At 68.1% G+C, this 16,207-nt stretch carries 14 protein-coding genes, 1 pseudogene and 1 riboswitch; of the genes and pseudogenes, 8 read left to right on the forward strand and 7 right to left on the reverse strand.

Features of this window, described 5'->3' with window-relative positions; all coding sequences use genetic code 11:
- Positions 1–3: 3 nt before the first annotated feature.
- The 3 genes from ACWCP8_RS00360 to ACWCP8_RS00370 all read right to left on the reverse strand — a co-directional run bounded on the left by ACWCP8_RS00360 (position 4) and on the right by ACWCP8_RS00370 (position 3,185).
- Entirely contained in the window at positions 4–834 is an 831-nt protein-coding gene (locus ACWCP8_RS00360; protein WP_355995161.1) for a carbohydrate ABC transporter permease, read from the reverse strand.
- Entirely contained in the window at positions 831–1,817 is a 987-nt protein-coding gene (locus ACWCP8_RS00365; protein ID WP_352266398.1) for a carbohydrate ABC transporter permease, read from the reverse strand. Before ACWCP8_RS00365 ends, ACWCP8_RS00360 begins: the two co-directional genes overlap by 4 nt.
- An 84-nt stretch (positions 1,818–1,901) precedes the next feature.
- On the reverse strand, positions 1,902–3,185 hold the full coding sequence (locus ACWCP8_RS00370; protein WP_352266397.1) for an extracellular solute-binding protein: 1,284 nt from the start codon (positions 3,183–3,185) through the stop codon (positions 1,902–1,904).
- 305 nt (positions 3,186–3,490) lie between these two features.
- Between ACWCP8_RS00370 and ACWCP8_RS00375 the strand changes: the two genes are divergently transcribed.
- From ACWCP8_RS00375 to ACWCP8_RS00400, 6 genes are all read left to right on the forward strand, one after another.
- Positions 3,491–4,267 carry a GntR family transcriptional regulator gene (locus ACWCP8_RS00375; protein WP_352266454.1) on the forward strand — a complete coding sequence of 259 codons (777 nt, stop codon included), beginning with the start codon at positions 3,491–3,493 and terminating at the stop codon, positions 4,265–4,267.
- A gap of 205 nt (positions 4,268–4,472) precedes the next feature.
- Positions 4,473–4,727: a DUF3311 domain-containing protein gene (locus ACWCP8_RS00380; RefSeq protein ID WP_389028974.1), complete on the forward strand. Its 255-nt coding sequence runs from the start codon at positions 4,473–4,475 to the stop codon at positions 4,725–4,727.
- Entirely contained in the window at positions 4,724–6,379 is a 1,656-nt protein-coding gene (mctP, locus tag ACWCP8_RS00385; RefSeq protein ID WP_352266396.1) for a monocarboxylate uptake permease MctP, read from the forward strand. The genes ACWCP8_RS00380 and mctP overlap by 4 nt, the downstream gene beginning before the upstream one ends.
- Positions 6,380–6,522: 143 nt before the next feature.
- Entirely contained in the window at positions 6,523–7,023 is a 501-nt protein-coding gene (locus ACWCP8_RS00390; protein ID WP_352266395.1) for a GNAT family N-acetyltransferase, read from the forward strand.
- Positions 7,024–7,076: 53 nt separating this feature from the next.
- Positions 7,077–7,201, forward strand: a riboswitch (cobalamin riboswitch).
- 143 nt (positions 7,202–7,344) lie between these two features.
- Complete coding sequence (locus tag ACWCP8_RS00395) at positions 7,345–9,741, forward strand: ribonucleoside-diphosphate reductase subunit alpha (protein ID WP_352266394.1); 2,397 nt, start codon at positions 7,345–7,347, stop codon at positions 9,739–9,741.
- On the forward strand, positions 9,741–10,754 hold the full coding sequence (locus tag ACWCP8_RS00400; protein WP_030915635.1) for a ribonucleotide-diphosphate reductase subunit beta: 1,014 nt from the start codon (positions 9,741–9,743) through the stop codon (positions 10,752–10,754). The genes ACWCP8_RS00395 and ACWCP8_RS00400 overlap by 1 nt, the downstream gene beginning before the upstream one ends.
- Here ACWCP8_RS00400 and ACWCP8_RS00405 read toward each other — a convergent pair.
- On the reverse strand, positions 10,751–10,963 hold the full coding sequence (locus ACWCP8_RS00405; protein WP_451113817.1) for a hypothetical protein: 213 nt from the start codon (positions 10,961–10,963) through the stop codon (positions 10,751–10,753). The genes ACWCP8_RS00400 and ACWCP8_RS00405 overlap by 4 nt on opposite strands.
- An 81-nt stretch (positions 10,964–11,044) precedes the next feature.
- Here ACWCP8_RS00405 and ACWCP8_RS00410 point away from each other — a divergent pair, with 81 nt between their 5' ends.
- Entirely contained in the window at positions 11,045–12,019 is a 975-nt protein-coding gene (locus ACWCP8_RS00410; protein WP_451113818.1) for a GlxA family transcriptional regulator, read from the forward strand.
- A gap of 98 nt (positions 12,020–12,117) precedes the next feature.
- The gene (locus tag ACWCP8_RS00415) at positions 12,118–14,031 is read left to right on the forward strand and encodes a family 20 glycosylhydrolase (protein ID WP_451114117.1); all 1,914 of its coding nucleotides are present in this window, start codon (positions 12,118–12,120) and stop codon (positions 14,029–14,031) included.
- A 133-nt stretch (positions 14,032–14,164) separates the two neighbouring features.
- On the opposite strand, the pseudogene ACWCP8_RS00420 reads toward ACWCP8_RS00415, so the two are convergent.
- From ACWCP8_RS00420 to ACWCP8_RS00430, 3 genes and pseudogenes are all read right to left on the reverse strand, one after another.
- Positions 14,165–14,405: pseudogene (locus ACWCP8_RS00420) on the reverse strand (D-Ala-D-Ala carboxypeptidase family metallohydrolase); the annotation flags it as partial.
- Positions 14,406–14,461: 56 nt separating this feature from the next.
- Positions 14,462–15,100, reverse strand: a complete 639-nt coding sequence (gene def / locus ACWCP8_RS00425; protein WP_352266390.1) for a peptide deformylase — start codon at positions 15,098–15,100, stop codon at positions 14,462–14,464.
- 73 nt (positions 15,101–15,173) lie between these two features.
- On the reverse strand, positions 15,174–16,166 hold the full coding sequence (locus ACWCP8_RS00430) for a tetratricopeptide repeat protein (protein ID WP_352266389.1): 993 nt from the start codon (positions 16,164–16,166) through the stop codon (positions 15,174–15,176).
- Between the last annotated feature and the right edge of the window lie 41 nt (positions 16,167–16,207).

Genomic DNA, 16,207 nt, shown 5'->3' on the forward strand with positions numbered 1-16,207 from the left:
GCGTTATCCCTTCACTGCGCCGTCGGTAAGACCGCTGACGGCCTTGCGCTGCAAGTAGATGAAGAGGATCAGGATCGGTACGGCGAAGAGCGAGGAGGCGGCCATGGTCGCTCCCCAGTCGTCACCGAACGCGGTCTGGAACTGGGAGAGCCAGAGCGGCAGGGTCTGCGACTCGATGTCCTTGTTGAGGATGAGGACGAGCGGGAATTCGTTCCAGGCGGTGATGAAACCGAAGAGCGAGGTCGCCATCAGGCCGGGGCCGAGCAGCGGCAGGATCACCTTCATGAAGGCCTGCGGGCGGGTGCAGCCGTCGACCATCGCGGACTCCTCCAGCTCCCTCGGCACCGAGGCGACATAGCCGCGCAGCGTCAGGATGGTGAAGGGCAGGACCATCATCATGTAGAAGACCGTCAGCGGGACCAGGCTGTTCAGCATGTCCGCGTCGCGGACCAGCATGTAGATCGCGATGACCATGACTTCCCACGGCGCCATCTGCGCGACCATGAAGGTCAGCAGGATGCCGCGGCGGCCCTTGAAGCGCATGCGCGCCATCGCGAAGGACGCCAGCAGCGCGATCAGCAGCGAGGCAGCCACGGAGAGCACGGTGACGGTGAACGAGTTGCGGACCAGGGTCCAGAAGTGGTCCGCCGCGACGGCCTTCTCGAAGTGGTCGAAGGTGATGTCGGTGGGGAACCACACCGGGGTGTCGGTGATGATGTCGCCGGTCGGCTTGAAGGCCGTGCTGAACATCCAGTAGACGGGGAAGGCGAAGCCTATGAAGAGGACGACTGCCGTCGCGTTGGGCCAGATCCGGCCGATCAGTGAGCGCCTCACAGCTCGTCCTCCTCTTGCTTGAGTACGGTGCGCAGGTAGTAGCCGGTCATCGCCAGCAGGACGATGATCGTCAGGAACGAGATGGCCGAACCCATGCCGAAGTGCTGGTTGCCGACACCTTCGACGAAGGCGTAGACGGGCAGGGTCTCGGTGAGCCGGTCCGGGCCGCCGCCGTTGATCGCGAAGAGCTGGGCGAAGGACTTGAAGACCCAGATGACTTCGAGGAACGTGGTGGCCAGCAGGAACGGCTTGAGGAACGGGAACGTCACCGAGGTGAAGCTCTTCCAGGTTCCGGCGCCGTCGAGCGACGCGGCCTCGTACAGCTCCTTGGGGATCGTCGTCGACGCGGCGTACAGGTTGATCGCCACGAACGGGATGGACATCCAGACGATCACCAGGGTGACCAGCGAGAAGGTGGAGAACTGGGTGCTCGTCCAGTTGTAGTCGGCCATCGAGTGCCAGCCGAGGCTGTCGAGCACATAGTTGACGACGCCGAAGCGCTGGGCGAACAGCCACTGGTAGACCGTGGTCGCGGCGATGATCGGCATGGCCCAGGCGAGCACGAGGCCCAGCATGAGCAGCAGTCGCATCTTCTGCCCGAGGCGCGCGAGCAGCAGGCCGATCAGGGTCCCGAACACCATGATCAGGACAACGTTGGCGGCGGTGAAGAAGATCGAACGCTCGACGACCTTCCAGAAGTCCGAACTGCCGAGGACTTCGGTGTAGTTGTCGAAGCCGTTCCACTCGGTCAGGTGGAGGATCAGCTGGCGCGGGTTGAGGTTCTGGAACGACAGCATGCCGTTCTTGACCAGCGGATAGCCGAGAAGCACCGCCGTGACGAGCAGTGCGGGCAGGAGGAGCAGGTACGGGGCCGAGCCACCGACCCGCTTCTTGCTCGATGCGGCAGGGCCGCCGGGAGGCGCGTCATCCTTGCGGACACCGGCTGCCGGGACCGAGTCCACTTGTTCGGTCTGCACTGACATGCTCGCCATCTCTTCTTGGGCCGTACGGTCGAGTCACGCGGGAGCGCCGGGGGGCGGTCGTTGCCCGCCCCCCGGCGCGTGCGGTCAGCTCGTCTGCGAGAGACGCTTGTTGATCTCCGACTCGACGGCCTTGGCGGCGTCGGCCGGGGACTTGCCGTTCAGAACCGCGGTCATGTAGCTCTTGATCGGGTTCGGCGCGTTCTCGACAGCGGCCCACTCGGGGATGAGCGGGGTGGTGCCACCACCGGCGGCGGCCGGGGCCGCGGCCTCGGCGGCGCCGTTGCCGGTCAGGTTGGAGTTGAGCGACTCCTTGTTCGGGATGACGCCGTTCTCCTTGGCCAGCTGGCCCTCGAACTGGTCGGACAGGGCGAGCTTCAGGAACTCCTTGGCGAGGTCCTGCTTCTTGCTGCCCGCGGCGACCGCGAAGTTGGAGCCACCGAGGAAGACGCCCTCGGGCTTGTCGGCGGTCTCACCCGGGATGGTGAAGTAGCCGATGTCGCCCTCGATCTTCTTGTTGGCCGCGATGGCCGTGCCGGCCTCCCAGCCCATGCCGACAAAGGCACCGACGTTGCCCTTGGCGAAGACCTCGGCCTGCTGCGGGGTCGCCTCGTCCTTGTCCTTGGGAGCCTTGGAGTAGGACTGGTACTTCTTGTAGAGCTCCATGGCCGCGGCGACCTTGGGGTCGGAGAGGTTGGAGACGTACTTGTCGCCTTCCTTCTTCACGAGGTCCGCGCCCTGACCGATGGTCAGACCATCGAAGAAGTACCAGTTCTGGCCGGGCAAGTAGATCGGCTCCGCCTTGCCCTTCTTCTTGATGGCGTCGAGGTCCTTGAAGAACTCGTCGCGCGTCTTCGGGGTGTCCTTGATGCCTGCGTCGGCCCAGACCTTCTTGTTGTAGATGACGACGCGGTTGGCGAAGTACCACGGGGCGGCGTACTGCTTGCCGTCGAAGACCGAGGACTTGTTGAGCGCGTCGACCCAGTCGCCGCCGATCTCCTGCTTGAGGTCGCTCAGGTCGGCGAGGCCACCGGTGGCCGCGTACGCCGGGGTCTGGGTGTTGCCGACCTCGATGACGTCCGGCGGGGTCGACTCGGAGAGAGCCGTCGTGATCTTCTGCTGGATGCCGTCCCACTTCTGGGTCTGGAACTTCAGCGTGGCGCCGGTCTTCTTCTTGAAGGCTGCGGTCAGGTCCTTGGTCCAGCCGGGAGGCGTGGAACCGTCCATGGCCCAGACGGTCAGCGTCTGGCCCTTGTAGCTGTCGGGGCCGGTCTTCTTGCCACTGTCGCCCTTGCCGTCGTCCGAGCCACAGGCAGTGGCACCGGCCATGAGAGCTACGACACCAATGGCCGCGATGAGTCCGCGCTTCACGACACCCTCCTCAGGGATGCAAGAGAATTCCCCCCACCACCCGAGATCGCCGTCCGTCGCACAACCTCATACGACGGGTACTGCCCGTGGGGCTGGGACCTGGTCTTTAATGGTTTAGACCAGTACCGGGAGCTTGGCCTAGACCTTTAGGGGTGTCAAGGGTGTATAAGAAGTGCACTCGCGTCCGTTATAGGACCGACACCTGAGGGAGGGCGACGAGCCGTGACCGGACCGTGCCACCATGTGAGCCGCGACAGATGGAGGAGCCGGTGACGGCAGCAGCGCAGCAGTCGGGAAGGCGGGCGATGGGTTCCGACGGGGGCAGTGCGGAGAACGGGACGGGCGCGGGCACCGGTGCGGCCACGCGTACCGCCCGCGTGCCGAAGTACTACCGCCTCAAGCGCCATCTCCTCGACATGACGGACACCATGCCGCCCGGCACCCCCGTGCCGCCGGAGCGGACCCTGGCCGCCGAGTTCGACACCTCGCGCACGACCGTGCGCCAGGCGCTCCAGGAGCTGGTCGTCGAGGGCCGGCTGGAACGCATCCAGGGCAAGGGCACGTTCGTGGCCAAGCCGAAGGTCTCGCAGGCCCTGCAACTGACCTCGTACACGGAGGACATGCGCGCCCAGGGGCTGGAGCCGACCTCGCAGCTGCTGGACATCGGCTACGTCACGGCCGACGACACCCTCGCCGGGCTGCTCGACATCACCACCGGCGGCCGGGTGCTGCGGATCGAGCGACTGCGCCTGGCCAGCGGCGAACCGATGGCGATCGAGACAACCCATCTGTCGGCCAAACGCTTCCCCGCACTGCGCCGTTCACTTGTGAAGTACACCTCGCTGTACACAGCACTGGCCGAGGTGTACGACGTACGGCTGGCCGAGGCCGAGGAGACCATCGAGACCTCACTCGCCACCCCCCGCGAGGCCGGCCTGCTCGGTACGGACGTGGGCCTGCCGATGCTGATGCTGTCCCGTCACTCCCTGGACGGACAGGGCGAACCGGTGGAATGGGTGCGGTCGGTGTACCGCGGCGACCGTTACAAGTTCGTGGCGCGTCTGAAGCGGCCGACCGACTGAGACGGCGGGCCCCGGCTCCTGACCGGCCAACTGCCCGAATAGGGACGGAGCACCAGGAGTCGGCCCCCCGGGCAGCATTCTCTCCCCCGGCCCCGGCACACCGTTGCCGGACCGAAATACGGACAGGGGGTGACGCTGGCCGGAACTCTCCCCTAGATTTCCTGCGCATTACAACAGGTGGTCAGCGAGGGGACGGAGTCGCCATATGCCAGAAGAAACAGACACGAAACCACCAACGGTCACACCTATGAGGGTGGTCATCGCCCTCTGCCTCATCGCGCCGTTCGTGGCGATGCTCTGGGTGGGTTCGTACGCGAAGGTGGACCCGGCCTTCATCGGCATTCCGTTCTTCTACTGGTACCAGATGCTCTGGGTACTGATCTCCACCGCGCTCACGATGGTCGCGTACAAGCTGTGGCAGCGTGACCAGCGCTCCCGCAAGGGGGGTGCTTCCGCATGAAGGACGGCGTGAACGGCGTCGCGCTCGGCGTCTTCATCTTCTTCTTCCTGGCCGTCACGGTCATCGGCTTCATGGCCGCGCGCTGGCGCAAGGCCGAGAACGAGGCCAGCCTCGACGAATGGGGGCTGGGCGGACGGTCGTTCGGCACCTGGGTCACCTGGTTCCTGCTCGGCGGCGACCTGTACACCGCGTACACCTTCGTCGCCGTCCCTGCCGCGATCTACGCGGCAGGCGCGGCCGGCTTCTTCGCGGTCCCGTACACCATCCTCGTGTACCCGTTGATCTTCACCTTCCTGCCGCGGCTGTGGTCGGTGTCGCACAAGCACGGGTACGTCACCACCTCGGACTTCGTCCGCGGCCGCTTCGGATCGAAGGGGCTCTCGCTGGCGGTCGCCGTCACCGGCATCCTCGCCACGATGCCGTACATCGCGCTTCAACTCGTGGGCATCCAGGCGGTGCTTGACGTGATGGGCGTCGGCGGCGGCGAGAACACCAACTGGTTCGTCAAGGACCTGCCGTTGCTGATCGCGTTCGCGGTGCTCGCCGCGTACACGTACTCCTCCGGGCTGCGGGCCCCCGCGCTGATCGCGTTCGTCAAGGACGGGCTGATCTACCTGGTCATCGCGGTGGCGATCATCTACATCCCGATCAAGCTGGGCGGCTTCGACGACATCTTCGCCAAGGCCGGCGAGGCGTTCTCGCAGACCAACCCCGCAACCGGCAAGCCGCGCGGCGCCCTCGCGCCGGCCGATCCGGGCCAATGGGGCTACGCCACTCTGGCCCTGGGTTCGGCGCTTGCACTCTTCATGTACCCGCACTCGATCACAGCGACGCTCTCCAGCCGCAGCCGTGACGTGATCCGGCGCAACACCACTATCCTGCCGCTGTACTCGCTGATGCTGGGCCTGCTGGCGCTGCTCGGCTTCATGGCGATCGCCGCCGGGGTCAAGGTGCAGAACGGGCAGCTGGCGATCCCGCAGCTGTTCGAGAACATGTTCCCCGACTGGTTCGCCGGGGTGGCGTTCGCCGCGATCGGTATCGGCGCGCTGGTGCCCGCCGCGATCATGTCGATCGCCGCTGCCAACCTCTTCACCCGGAACATCTACAAGGACTTCCTGAAGCCCGACGCGACCCCGGCCCAGGAGACGAAGGTCTCCAAGCTGGTGTCGCTGCTGGTGAAGGTCGGTGCGCTCGCCTTCGTCCTCACGATGGACAAGACGGTCGCGATCAACTTCCAGCTGCTGGGCGGGATCTGGATCCTGCAGACGTTCCCGGCGCTGGTCGGTGGCCTGTTCACCCGGTGGTTCCACCGCTGGGCGCTGCTCGCCGGCTGGGCGGTCGGCATGGTCTACGGCACGATCGCCGCGTACGGGGTGGCGAGCCCGACCCAGGCGCACTTCGGCGGCTCCTCGAAGGAGATCCCGGGGATCGGCGAGATCGGCTACATCGGCCTGACGGCGTTCGTACTGAACGTGGTGGTGACGGTGGTGCTGACGTTCGTCCTGAACGCGGTGAAGGCCCCGGCCGGAATCGACGAGACGTCACCGGCCGACTACACGGCGGACGCGGGCGACCCTGGCGTGAAGGTCGAACTCCCGTTGGCCAGGCCCGAGCCGGCCGGCTCCCCCGACGCGAGCCCGTCGACCAAGTAGGCCTGTACGCCAGTCATGAATGTGGCCCGCCCGGCGACGGAGGACAAATCCGTGGCCGGGCGGGCCACACAGGTCTCGGACAGGAGCGGCACCTCTGGTGCCCCTGGGCGCGCGCCCCGCGCCCCGTACTGCAGACTTCCGCCATGGACATATCGATCAGGCCCGTCGACCCCACCGAACACCACCTCCTCGGCGAGATCACCGCATTCGCGTACCTCGACGACGGCCTGCTCGACCTCGGTGCCGACGACCCGTATCTCGAACAACTCCGCGACGTGCCGCGCCGCGCCACCGAGGCCGACGTGCTCGTCGCGGTCGGTGCCGACGGCCGGGTACTGGGCGGCGTGACATACGCACCGCCCGGCAACCCGTGGGCCGACATCGCCGGCCCCGACGAGGCCGAATTCCGGATGCTCGCCGTCGCGCGGGAGGCGCGTGGCCTCGGGACGGGTGAGGCGCTCGTACGGGCCTGTATCGACCGTGCACGGGGTACGGACGGCGTCGCGCGGCTCGTCCTGTCGACGCAGTCGGCCATGCTCGGGGCCCACCGGATCTACCGTCGGCTGGGCTTCGTACGGACTCCGGAGCGCGACTGGTATCCCATTCCAGGCCTCCAGCTGCTCACCTACAGCCTCACCCTGTGAACCCCGTACGACACAACATGTGGGGGCCGTCTCATAGGGCGGCCCCCACATGTATGCTCGTGCTCGCTGTCGCCGCAGGGAAATCCGGTGTGAATCCGGAACTGTCCCGCAACGGTGTGATCGGTGTACTTTTGCGCACCCTGTAAGTCCGAGGACCTGCCGACAGCGCGTCCGGCTCGACCGATCCGGACGCCCAGACGTCCGGGCCTCGCGGATGGGCCGGTGGACGCCGCACGGAGTGCTGCCCTCTTTTCCGGGCCTGCCTCTGCCCGGCTGCCCCGCTCCCCGCCCGGCCCCGAGCCGAGCGAGGGAGAGCACCACATGACCATCGCGCCAGCCGATCCGGCTTCAGTCGCCGAGTCCACGGGAACCGCGAACGACGGACCCGGGACCGCACTGCTGCGGACCCTGACCGACCTCACCGTCGATCTGCCCGACACCGACCCCGGTCGCGTCGCCGCCGCCGCGCTGCGCGGCCGCAACGCCCGGTCGGACGAAGCAGAGTTGCGTTCGCTGGCCACCGAGGCCGCCGCGGGTCTGATCTCCGAGGACCCCGCGTACTCCCGGCTCGCCGCCCGCCTCCTCACCCGCACCATCGCGGACGAGGCGGCCGGTCAGGGCGCGGTGTCCTTCTCCGCCTCGGTCTCCGTCGGCCACCGCGAGGGTCTGATCGCGGACCGCACGGCCGCGTTCGTGGCGCTCCACGCGGCCCGGCTCGACGCGCTGGTCGAGCAGTCGCTCGCCGACGGCGCCGACGACCGGTTCGGCTACTTCGGACTGCGGACGCTGCACAGTCGCTACCTGCTGCGCCACCCGCACACCCGTCAGGTCATCGAGACGCCCCAGCACTTCATGCTGCGGGTCGCGGCCGGTCTCGCCGAGGACGACTCGGCGCGCGCAGTGGACGAGGTCGCCTCGCTGTACGGCCTGATGAGCCGCCTCGACTACCTCCCTTCCTCCCCCACACTCTTCAACTCCGGCACCCGGCACCCGCAGATGTCCTCCTGCTATCTGCTGGACTCGCCACTGGACGAGCTCGACTCGATCTACGACCGCTACCACCAGGTGGCACGACTCTCCAAGCACGCGGGCGGCATCGGCCTCTCGTACTCCCGGATCCGCGCCCGCGGTTCGCTGATCCGCGGCACCAACGGGCACTCCAACGGCATCGTGCCGTTCCTGAAGACACTCGACGCCTCGGTCGCCGCGGTGAACCAGGGCGGCCGCCGCAAGGGCGCCGCCGCCGTCTACCTGGAGACGTGGCACGCGGACATCGAGGAGTTCCTGGAGCTGCGCGACAACACCGGTGAGGACCAGCGGCGTACGCACAACCTCAACCTGGCGCACTGGATCCCGGACGAGTTCATGCGCCGGGTCGACACGGACGGCGACTGGTCACTGTTCTCGCCCGCCGACGTGCCCGAACTGGTCGACCTGTGGGGAGACGAGTTCGACGCCGCGTACCGGGCCGCCGAGGCCAAGGGCCTGGCCCGCAAGTCGATGCCGGCGCGTGAGCTGTACGGCCGGATGATGCGGACCCTCGCGCAGACCGGCCAGGGCTGGATGACCTTCAAGGACGCCTCCAACCGGACCGCGAACCAGACCGCCGAGCCGGGCCGCGTGGTCCACTCGTCGAACCTGTGCACCGAGATCCTCGAAGTCACCGACGACGGCGAGACGGCCGTCTGCAACCTCGGTTCGGTCAATCTCGGGGCGTTCGTGGCCGACGGTGAGATCGACTGGGAGCGGCTGGACTCCACCGTCCGTACCGCCGTGACGTTCCTCGACCGGGTCGTCGACATCAACTTCTACCCGACCGAGCAGGCCGGCCGGTCCAACGCCCGCTGGCGCCCGGTGGGTCTGGGCGCCATGGGGCTCCAGGACGTCTTCTTCCGGCTGCGGCTGCCGTTCGACTCCCCCGAGGCCCGCGCGCTCTCCACGAAGATCTCCGAGCGGATCATGCTCGCCGCGTACGAGGCGTCCTGCGACCTCGCCGAGCGGTCCGGTCCGCTGCCCGCCTGGTCCGAAACGCGCGCCGCGCGCGGTGTGCTGCACCCCGACCACTACGCCACCGAGCTGACCTGGCCGGAGCGCTGGGACGCGCTGCGCGCCCGGATCGCGAAGACCGGTATGCGCAACTCGCTGCTGCTGGCCATCGCGCCGACCGCCACGATCGCCTCGATCGCCGGGGTGTACGAGTGCATCGAGCCGCAGGTCTCCAACCTCTTCAAGCGCGAGACGCTCAGCGGTGAGTTCCTCCAGGTCAACGCGTATCTGGTGGATGAGCTGAAGAAGCTCGGCGTGTGGGACGCGCGGACCCGTGAGGCGCTGCGCGAGGCGAGCGGCTCCGTGCAGGGGTTCGCCTGGATCCCGGAGGACGTACGGGCGTTGTACCGCACGGCGTGGGAGATCCCGCAGCGCGGACTGATCGACATGGCGGCGGCGCGTACACCGTTCCTCGACCAGAGCCAGTCGCTGAACCTGTTCCTGGAGACGCCGACGATCGGCAAGCTCTCCTCGATGTACGCCTATGCCTGGAAGCAGGGGCTGAAGACGACGTACTACCTGCGCTCGCGCCCGGCGACGCGGATCGCCCGCGCGGCATCCGGCCGGGCAGCGGCCGCCGCCCCCATTCCCGTACAGCAGGCAGCGGCTCCCGACGCGGACGCGATCGCCTGCTCCCTCGAAAACCCCGAGTCCTGCGAGGCCTGCCAGTAATGAGCAACACCGAGAAGAATCTGCTCGACCCGGGCTTCGAACTGACCCTGCGGCCCATGCGCTACCCGGACTTCTACGAGCGCTACCGCGATGCGATCAAGAACACCTGGACGGTCGAGGAGGTCGACCTCCACTCCGACGTGGCCGACCTCGCCAAGCTGTCCCCCGGCGAGCAGCACATGATCGGCCGACTCGTCGCGTTCTTCGCGACCGGCGACTCGATCGTCTCGAACAACCTCGTGCTGACGCTGTACAAGCACATCAACTCCCCCGAGGCGCGGCTGTACCTGTCGCGGCAGCTGTTCGAGGAGGCGGTGCACGTCCAGTTCTATCTGACGCTGCTCGACACGTATCTGCCCGACCCGGATGACCGCGCGGCAGCGTTCGACGCGGTCGAGGAGATCCCGTCCATCCGCGAGAAGGCGCAGTTCTGCTTCAAGTGGATGGACTCGGTGGAGAAGATCGAGCGGCTGGAGACGAAGGCGGACCGCCGTCGCTTCCTGCTGAACCTGATCTGCTTCGCGGCGTGCATCGAGGGGCTGTTCTTCTACGGCGCGTTCGCGTACGTCTACTGGTTCCGCTCGCGCGGCCTGCTGCACGGTCTCGCCACGGGGACCAACTGGGTCTTCCGCGACGAAACGATGCATATGAACTTCGCGTTCGAGGTCGTGGACACCGTCCGCAAGGAGGAGCCCGACCTCTTCGACGACGAACTCCAGCAGCAGGTCACCGACATGCTGAAGGAGGCCGTCGACGCGGAACTGCAGTTCGGCCGTGACCTGTGCGGCGACGGCCTGCCGGGTATGAACACCGAGTCGATGCGCGAGTACCTGCAGTGCGTGGCCGACCAGCGGCTCGCCCGGCTCGGCTTCCCGACGGTCTACGGCTCCGAGAACCCGTTCTCGTTCATGGAGTTGCAGGGTGTTCAGGAGCTGACGAACTTCTTCGAGCGCCGCCCGTCGGCGTACCAGGTGGCGGTGGAGGGCTCGGTCGCCTTCGACGACGACTTCTAGACTCTGGCACCGACCCTGGGATACGGGCGCCGCGTTGCCGTGACCGGCTGCGCGGCGCCTGCCGTTTCCGGGGGCTCCGCCCGCCGTTCGTGCTCTGCGGCGCGCAGCTCACGGTTGATCCGGCGCTCCCGTGCGAGCCCGATGAGTGCGGGCAGCAGGACGAGAGCGAAAAGTGCCGCTATGGCCAGGAAGTTCATGAATGTGTTCATGCCTCTACTGTCGTCCGTGCGACCACATTCCGGCAGTGGCAGGACTGCCACACAGCATCGAATTACTGCCACACTGACGTCATGCTGAAGAATGTCGCCGCTCTCCTGCTGGACGAGGTCCACCCCTTCGAACTCGGCGTGCTGTGCGAGGTGTTCGGTCTCGACCGCAGCGACGAGGGTCTGCCGGTCCACGATTTCGCGGTGGTCTCCGCGGAAGGCCCGATGCTGCAGACCCATGCCGGGTTCACCATCAGCACACCGCACGGAATCGACCGGCTGGAGGAGGCCGACCTCGTCGCCGTACCGGCCGGCAGCCACTTCATGGACCGGGAGTACCCCGAGGAGGTCCTGGACGCCCTGCGCCGCGCGGTGGACCGCGGGGCGCGCGTGCTGAGTGTGTGCTCCGGCGCGTACGTCCTCGGCGCGGCCGGGCTGCTGGACGGCCGCCGATGCACCACCCACTGGCGCCACACCGCCGAGCTGGCCCGCCGCTTCCCGCGGGCCGTCGTCGAGCCCGATGTGCTGTACGTGGACGAGGGGCCGGTCATCACCTCGGCGGGCACCGCCGCCGGGATCGACGCCTGTCTGCATCTGGTCCGTCAGGCGCACGGTCCCGATGTCGCCAACGCCATCGCCCGCCGCATGGTGGTGCCGCCGCACCGGGACGGCGGCCAGGCGCAGTACATCAAGCGCCCGCTGCCGCGCACCGCGTGCGACACGGTCGGCGGGACGCTCGCCTGGATGGAGCGCCATCTCGACCAGGAGATGACCGTCGAGCAACTCGCCGCCCAGGCGCACATGTCGCCGCGCACCTTCGCACGCCGCTTCCAGCAGGAGACCGGCACCACCCCGTACCGCTGGCTGCTACGACAACGAGTCCTGCTGGCACAGCACTTGCTGGAGACCTCCGATGAAACGATGGATGTGATCGCCGACCGGACCGGTTTCGGAAACGCCGCCGCGTTGCGTCATCAGTTCGTCAAATCCCTGGGGACCACTCCGAATTCCTATCGCCGTACCTTCCGTGGACCGATGTCCGTCTCCGAAGCTGCCTGATCCACGTCGGACCTGACCTCCGATCATTCGTCCAACCATTTTCCGCATCAGTCCATGGACCACGGGCCCCGCTGCCCGCAAGGGTCGGGCGCATGGACATGCGGATGGCAAGACGAAGGACCATCGGAGCCGTGGTGACGGCGCTCGCCGCCGCGCTGCTGCCCTGGCAGAGCGCGGCGGCCGAGGGCGGCTCGGCCGCCGCGGCCCCGCCCGAGGTGCTGCCCACGCTCCGCGAATGGCAGGGCGGTCAGGGCGAGTTCACGCTCACCGATCGGGCCGGAATCGTGCTGGACGGGGTGCGGGACAGTCGTACGGCCGCCGACGCACGCCGATTCGCCGGCGAACTGAACGGCAGGGCGTCGGTGTCACAGGGCCGCGCGGCCCGTTCCGGGGATATCGTGCTGCGCCAGGACCCGTCCCAGAAGGGCGTGTTGGGAGCGGAAGGCTACCGGCTCACGGTCGGCGCCCGCATCACCGTCACCGCCGCGACCTCCACCGGCGTGTTCTACGGCACCCGGACCGTCCTCCAGTTGCTGAACGACGACGGCCGTGCCGCGCGGGGTTCGGCAACCGATGTACCCGCGTACCGCGAGCGCGGAGTCGGGGTCTGCGCCTGCTACATCAACATATCGACACAGTGGTTCGAGCGGCTGATGAAGGACATGGCGTCGCAGAAGCTCAACCAGCTGTGGATCGAGGCCAAGGTCAAAAGCGACACCGACCCGGCGTCGGCGTTCTGGGGCTACTACACGAAGCCGCAGGTCCGCACGCTGGTCGCGATGGCCAGGAAGTACCACATCGAGCTCGTGCCGGAGATCAACTCCCCCGGCCACATGGACACCTACCTGGAGAACCACCCGGAGCTGCAGCTCAAGGACCAGAACGGCGTCGCCTCCCCGCCCCGGCTCGACATCTCCCGGCCCGAGGCACTGGCGTACTACACCTCGATGGTCGACGAGGCGCTGAAGGTCTGGGACAGCCACTACTGGCACATGGGTGCCGACGAGTACATGATCGGCTCCTCCTACCCGGCCTACCCCCAGCTGCAGGCCGCAGCACGCGCGAAGTTCGGTGCGTCGGCCACTCCCGACGATCTCTTCACCGACTTCATCAACCAGGTCAACGCGCATGTGAAGGCGGACGGCAGGTCCCTGCGGATCTGGAACGACGGGCTCGTCGGCAAGAACGCCGTCGTCCCGCTGGACCGTGACATCACCGTCGAGCACTGGCTGAGCGGCGGTTCCATCCAGCAGCCGTCCTCGCTGCTCGCCGAGGGCCGGCCGGTCATGAACTCCGCCTACTCCCTCTACCTGGTGCGGGGCGGATTCACGATGCAGACCCAGAAGCTGTACGAGAGCGACTGGACGCCGTTGCGCTTCGAGGGTCAGACACTGACCCAGGGGGCGGCGAACCTCACCGGCGCGAAGATCAGCCTGTGGCCGGACAGTGCGGCGGCCGAGACGGAGAACGAGGTGGAGGCGAAGGTCTTCATGCCGCTGCGCTTCGTGGCGCAGGCGACCTGGGGCGGCCCGAAGCCGAGCCCGACGTACGCCGGTTTCGAGGCGCTCGCCCGGAAGGTCGGTCACGCGCCGGGCTGGGAGAACACCGACCGCACGCCGCTCGCCGACGGTACGTACCGGCTGACCACGGGCGCGAAGGCGCTGGCCCCTGGGACGGACGCGGGCGTGTCCCTGGTCAGGAACAGCGCGGCCTCCTGGGCGCTGACGGCGACCGCCGACGGGTACTACACGGTGCGGTCCACGGAGAACGGTCAGTGCCTGGACGCGGTGCGCGGCAAGAAGTATCTGGGCGCGCCGCTGGAGGTGGGGGCGGAGCTGTCGCTCGGGAACTGCTCGGCGACGGCGCGTACGCAGCGCTGGCAGCTGGACACCGGGGCGGGTGCGCTGACGCTGCGCAACGCGATCTCGCAGCTGCATCTGACGGAGCGGGCGTCGGACGGCGCCGCGGTGCAGACGACGGGCGCGACCCGGCTGACGGCCGGAGCCGCCTGACGAGTCCGGCTGAGGGCGTCACCCGCCCGATGCGACCCGGCTGACGGCGCAAACCGCCCGACGCCGTACCCAACGGGGCCCCGCCCGCCGGATCACCTGATCGCCGGCGCGCGGGGCCCTTCCATGTCCGGGGTCAGATACCGCAGTTGGACGCCGACCGGAAGTGGCTGGGTCGGTGGTCCAGATGGACGTGGTCGCCATGGTCCGGGTAGCCGGGACCGAGGATCCCGTCGAAGCCGTGGTGGCGGGCTCCGTCGGCGAGGGTGCACAGGGCGTGCGGCCCGGCCCCGAGGCCGGCCGCGTCGCCGTACAGATGGCGGCTGTTCGAGGCGCACCGCACTGTTGCAGGCCGTGGATCGGAAGCCGCTGACCACAGTTGGCTGCCTTCCGGAGTCCCGGAAGGCAAGCAGGCCCGGTGGAATCCGGAACGTCAGTCGTTCGGCACGATCTCGTAGCGTGGCGTGTTCTCCGCCATCTGCCTCAGCGCGTCCTTGCGGTCGCGCTTCGAGAGCCGGTCGATGTACAGGTAGCCGTACAGGTGGTCCGTCTCGTGCTGAAGGCAGCGCGCGAAGTATCCGTCGCCGCGGACCTTGATCGGGTTGCCCTTGGCGTCCTGTCCGCGCACCACCGCGTAGTCCGGGCGGGCCAGCGAGGCATAGGCCGTCGGCACGGAGAGGCAGCCCTCGTTGGAGTCGTCGAGGACGCGCTCCTCGGGCGGCAGCTCGTCCAGCACCGGGTTGCAGACGACGCCCACGTGCCGCACACCGTCGTCGTCCGGGCAGTCGTAGACGAAGACCTTGCGGTCCACGCCGATCTGGTTGGCGGCCAGACCCACGCCTTCAGCCGTCTTCTGGCTGGCGAACATGTCGTCGATCAGCTGGGCCAGCTCGTCGCCGAACTCGGTGACGTCCTTGCACTCCTTGTGGAGCACCGGGTTGCCCACGACCGTGATCGGCCGGGAGGTGCCACGCTCGCGGTACGCCGCCTCACGCGCCTCACAGTCCTCGGTGTCCACGACGAATCCTTCGTCGTCGACGCTGATCTGCTCGTCCGTCTCCTGCTGCGCCATGTCCGCCGTACGCCTTCCTCAAAACCCGAATCGATGCCCGTACAGCGTAACGGCCGGGCCGCGGACGCACGGCTCAGCAGACTTCTTCGAGATCCCGCCACTCACGGCTGTCCGGGCTGTCCGCCACCCAGCCGTCCAGCAGTCCGCGGACCAGCCCGGCCGGCGCAGCTATCCCGCACTCGCGCTCGGGCACCCACAGCTCACCGGCGGTCCGGTGGCCCAGCGGGCCCGGATGGCCGGGCTCGCTGTGGTCGTGCGGGTCGAGGTGCTCACCGTCGCCCTCGTCGCTCTCCATCCGGCTCTCCGAACAGGCCCGGCAGAGCAGCCGTACGGACGACGACCAGTCCTCGGCGGCGAACCCGGCATCGGACGCCAGCTGCTCCAGGGCGTCCCGGTCGGCCTCCGTGGCGGCTTCGAGAAGCACCACCCAGGTGGGTACGGGGGACGGCGCCCACAGCTCGATCTCGTCGAACACGGGATACGAGGGGCCGGCCGCGGTCACCCGCTCGCCGTGCGGCACCCCGTCGTGCAGGACGACCTCGCCCCAGCGCCGCCCGGAGGACGGCAGCGGGATCGACAGCACTTCCATCCGCGCCGGGTCCAGCCTGCGGCCCCAGACGACCTCGGCCTCGCCCTCGGGCGACAGCCGTACGGCTGCGCTGCCCAGCTCCATGCCGGCCGGCTCGCTGTTGGCCGCCGCGGTGTGCTGGCCGCTGCCGGGTACCTTCAGCCCGTAGGCCTGCCAGGCGCGACGGGCCAGTGGCCAGTCCTGCAGAGCGGTGGCGGCGATCCCGACGTTCCACCAGTCCGGGGCGCCGGACTCCTTGTCGAGCAGCGCCACGGCCCGTAGGCCGGCCGCCCTCGCCTGTTCCCAGTCGTGCCGGAACTTGTGCAGCAGCGCCAGGTTGAACCACGACTCGGAGAGCCAGGGCTCCAGGTCCGCCGCCCGTGTCAGCAGTGCGCCCGCGTCCTCGTACCGGCCGTCGCCGATCAGCGTGAACGCGCGGTCCGTGGCCTGCCGCCAAGAGGCGGAGGGCCGATGCCGTACCTTCCCGAAGATCTTCACGATTCCCGCCTGTCCCGACTCGGACACCCTCGTTTTCCGGT

This window comes from Streptomyces sp. NPDC002206 (genome assembly GCF_053593595.1).

Bases quoted from the DNA above. Each gene is read 5' to 3' on its own strand.
- ACWCP8_RS00395 (WP_352266394.1), top strand. From the start codon at position 7,345: ATGACCATCGCGCCAGCCGATCCGGCTTCAGTCGCCGAGTCCACGGGA.
- ACWCP8_RS00375 (WP_352266454.1), top strand. From the start codon at position 3,491: ATGGGTTCCGACGGGGGCAGTGCGGAGAACGGGACGGGCGCGGGCACC.
- ACWCP8_RS00405 (WP_451113817.1), bottom strand. From the start codon at position 10,963: ATGAACACATTCATGAACTTCCTGGCCATAGCGGCACTTTTCGCTCTC.
- ACWCP8_RS00410 (WP_451113818.1), top strand. From the start codon at position 11,045: ATGCTGAAGAATGTCGCCGCTCTCCTGCTGGACGAGGTCCACCCCTTC.
- ACWCP8_RS00400 (WP_030915635.1), top strand. From the start codon at position 9,741: ATGAGCAACACCGAGAAGAATCTGCTCGACCCGGGCTTCGAACTGACC.
- ACWCP8_RS00390 (WP_352266395.1), top strand. From the start codon at position 6,523: ATGGACATATCGATCAGGCCCGTCGACCCCACCGAACACCACCTCCTC.
- ACWCP8_RS00415 (WP_451114117.1), top strand. From the start codon at position 12,118: ATGCGGATGGCAAGACGAAGGACCATCGGAGCCGTGGTGACGGCGCTC.
- ACWCP8_RS00380 (WP_389028974.1), top strand. From the start codon at position 4,473: ATGCCAGAAGAAACAGACACGAAACCACCAACGGTCACACCTATGAGG.
- ACWCP8_RS00365 (WP_352266398.1), bottom strand. From the start codon at position 1,817: ATGTCAGTGCAGACCGAACAAGTGGACTCGGTCCCGGCAGCCGGTGTC.
- mctP (WP_352266396.1), top strand. From the start codon at position 4,724: ATGAAGGACGGCGTGAACGGCGTCGCGCTCGGCGTCTTCATCTTCTTC.
- def (WP_352266390.1), bottom strand. From the start codon at position 15,100: ATGGCGCAGCAGGAGACGGACGAGCAGATCAGCGTCGACGACGAAGGA.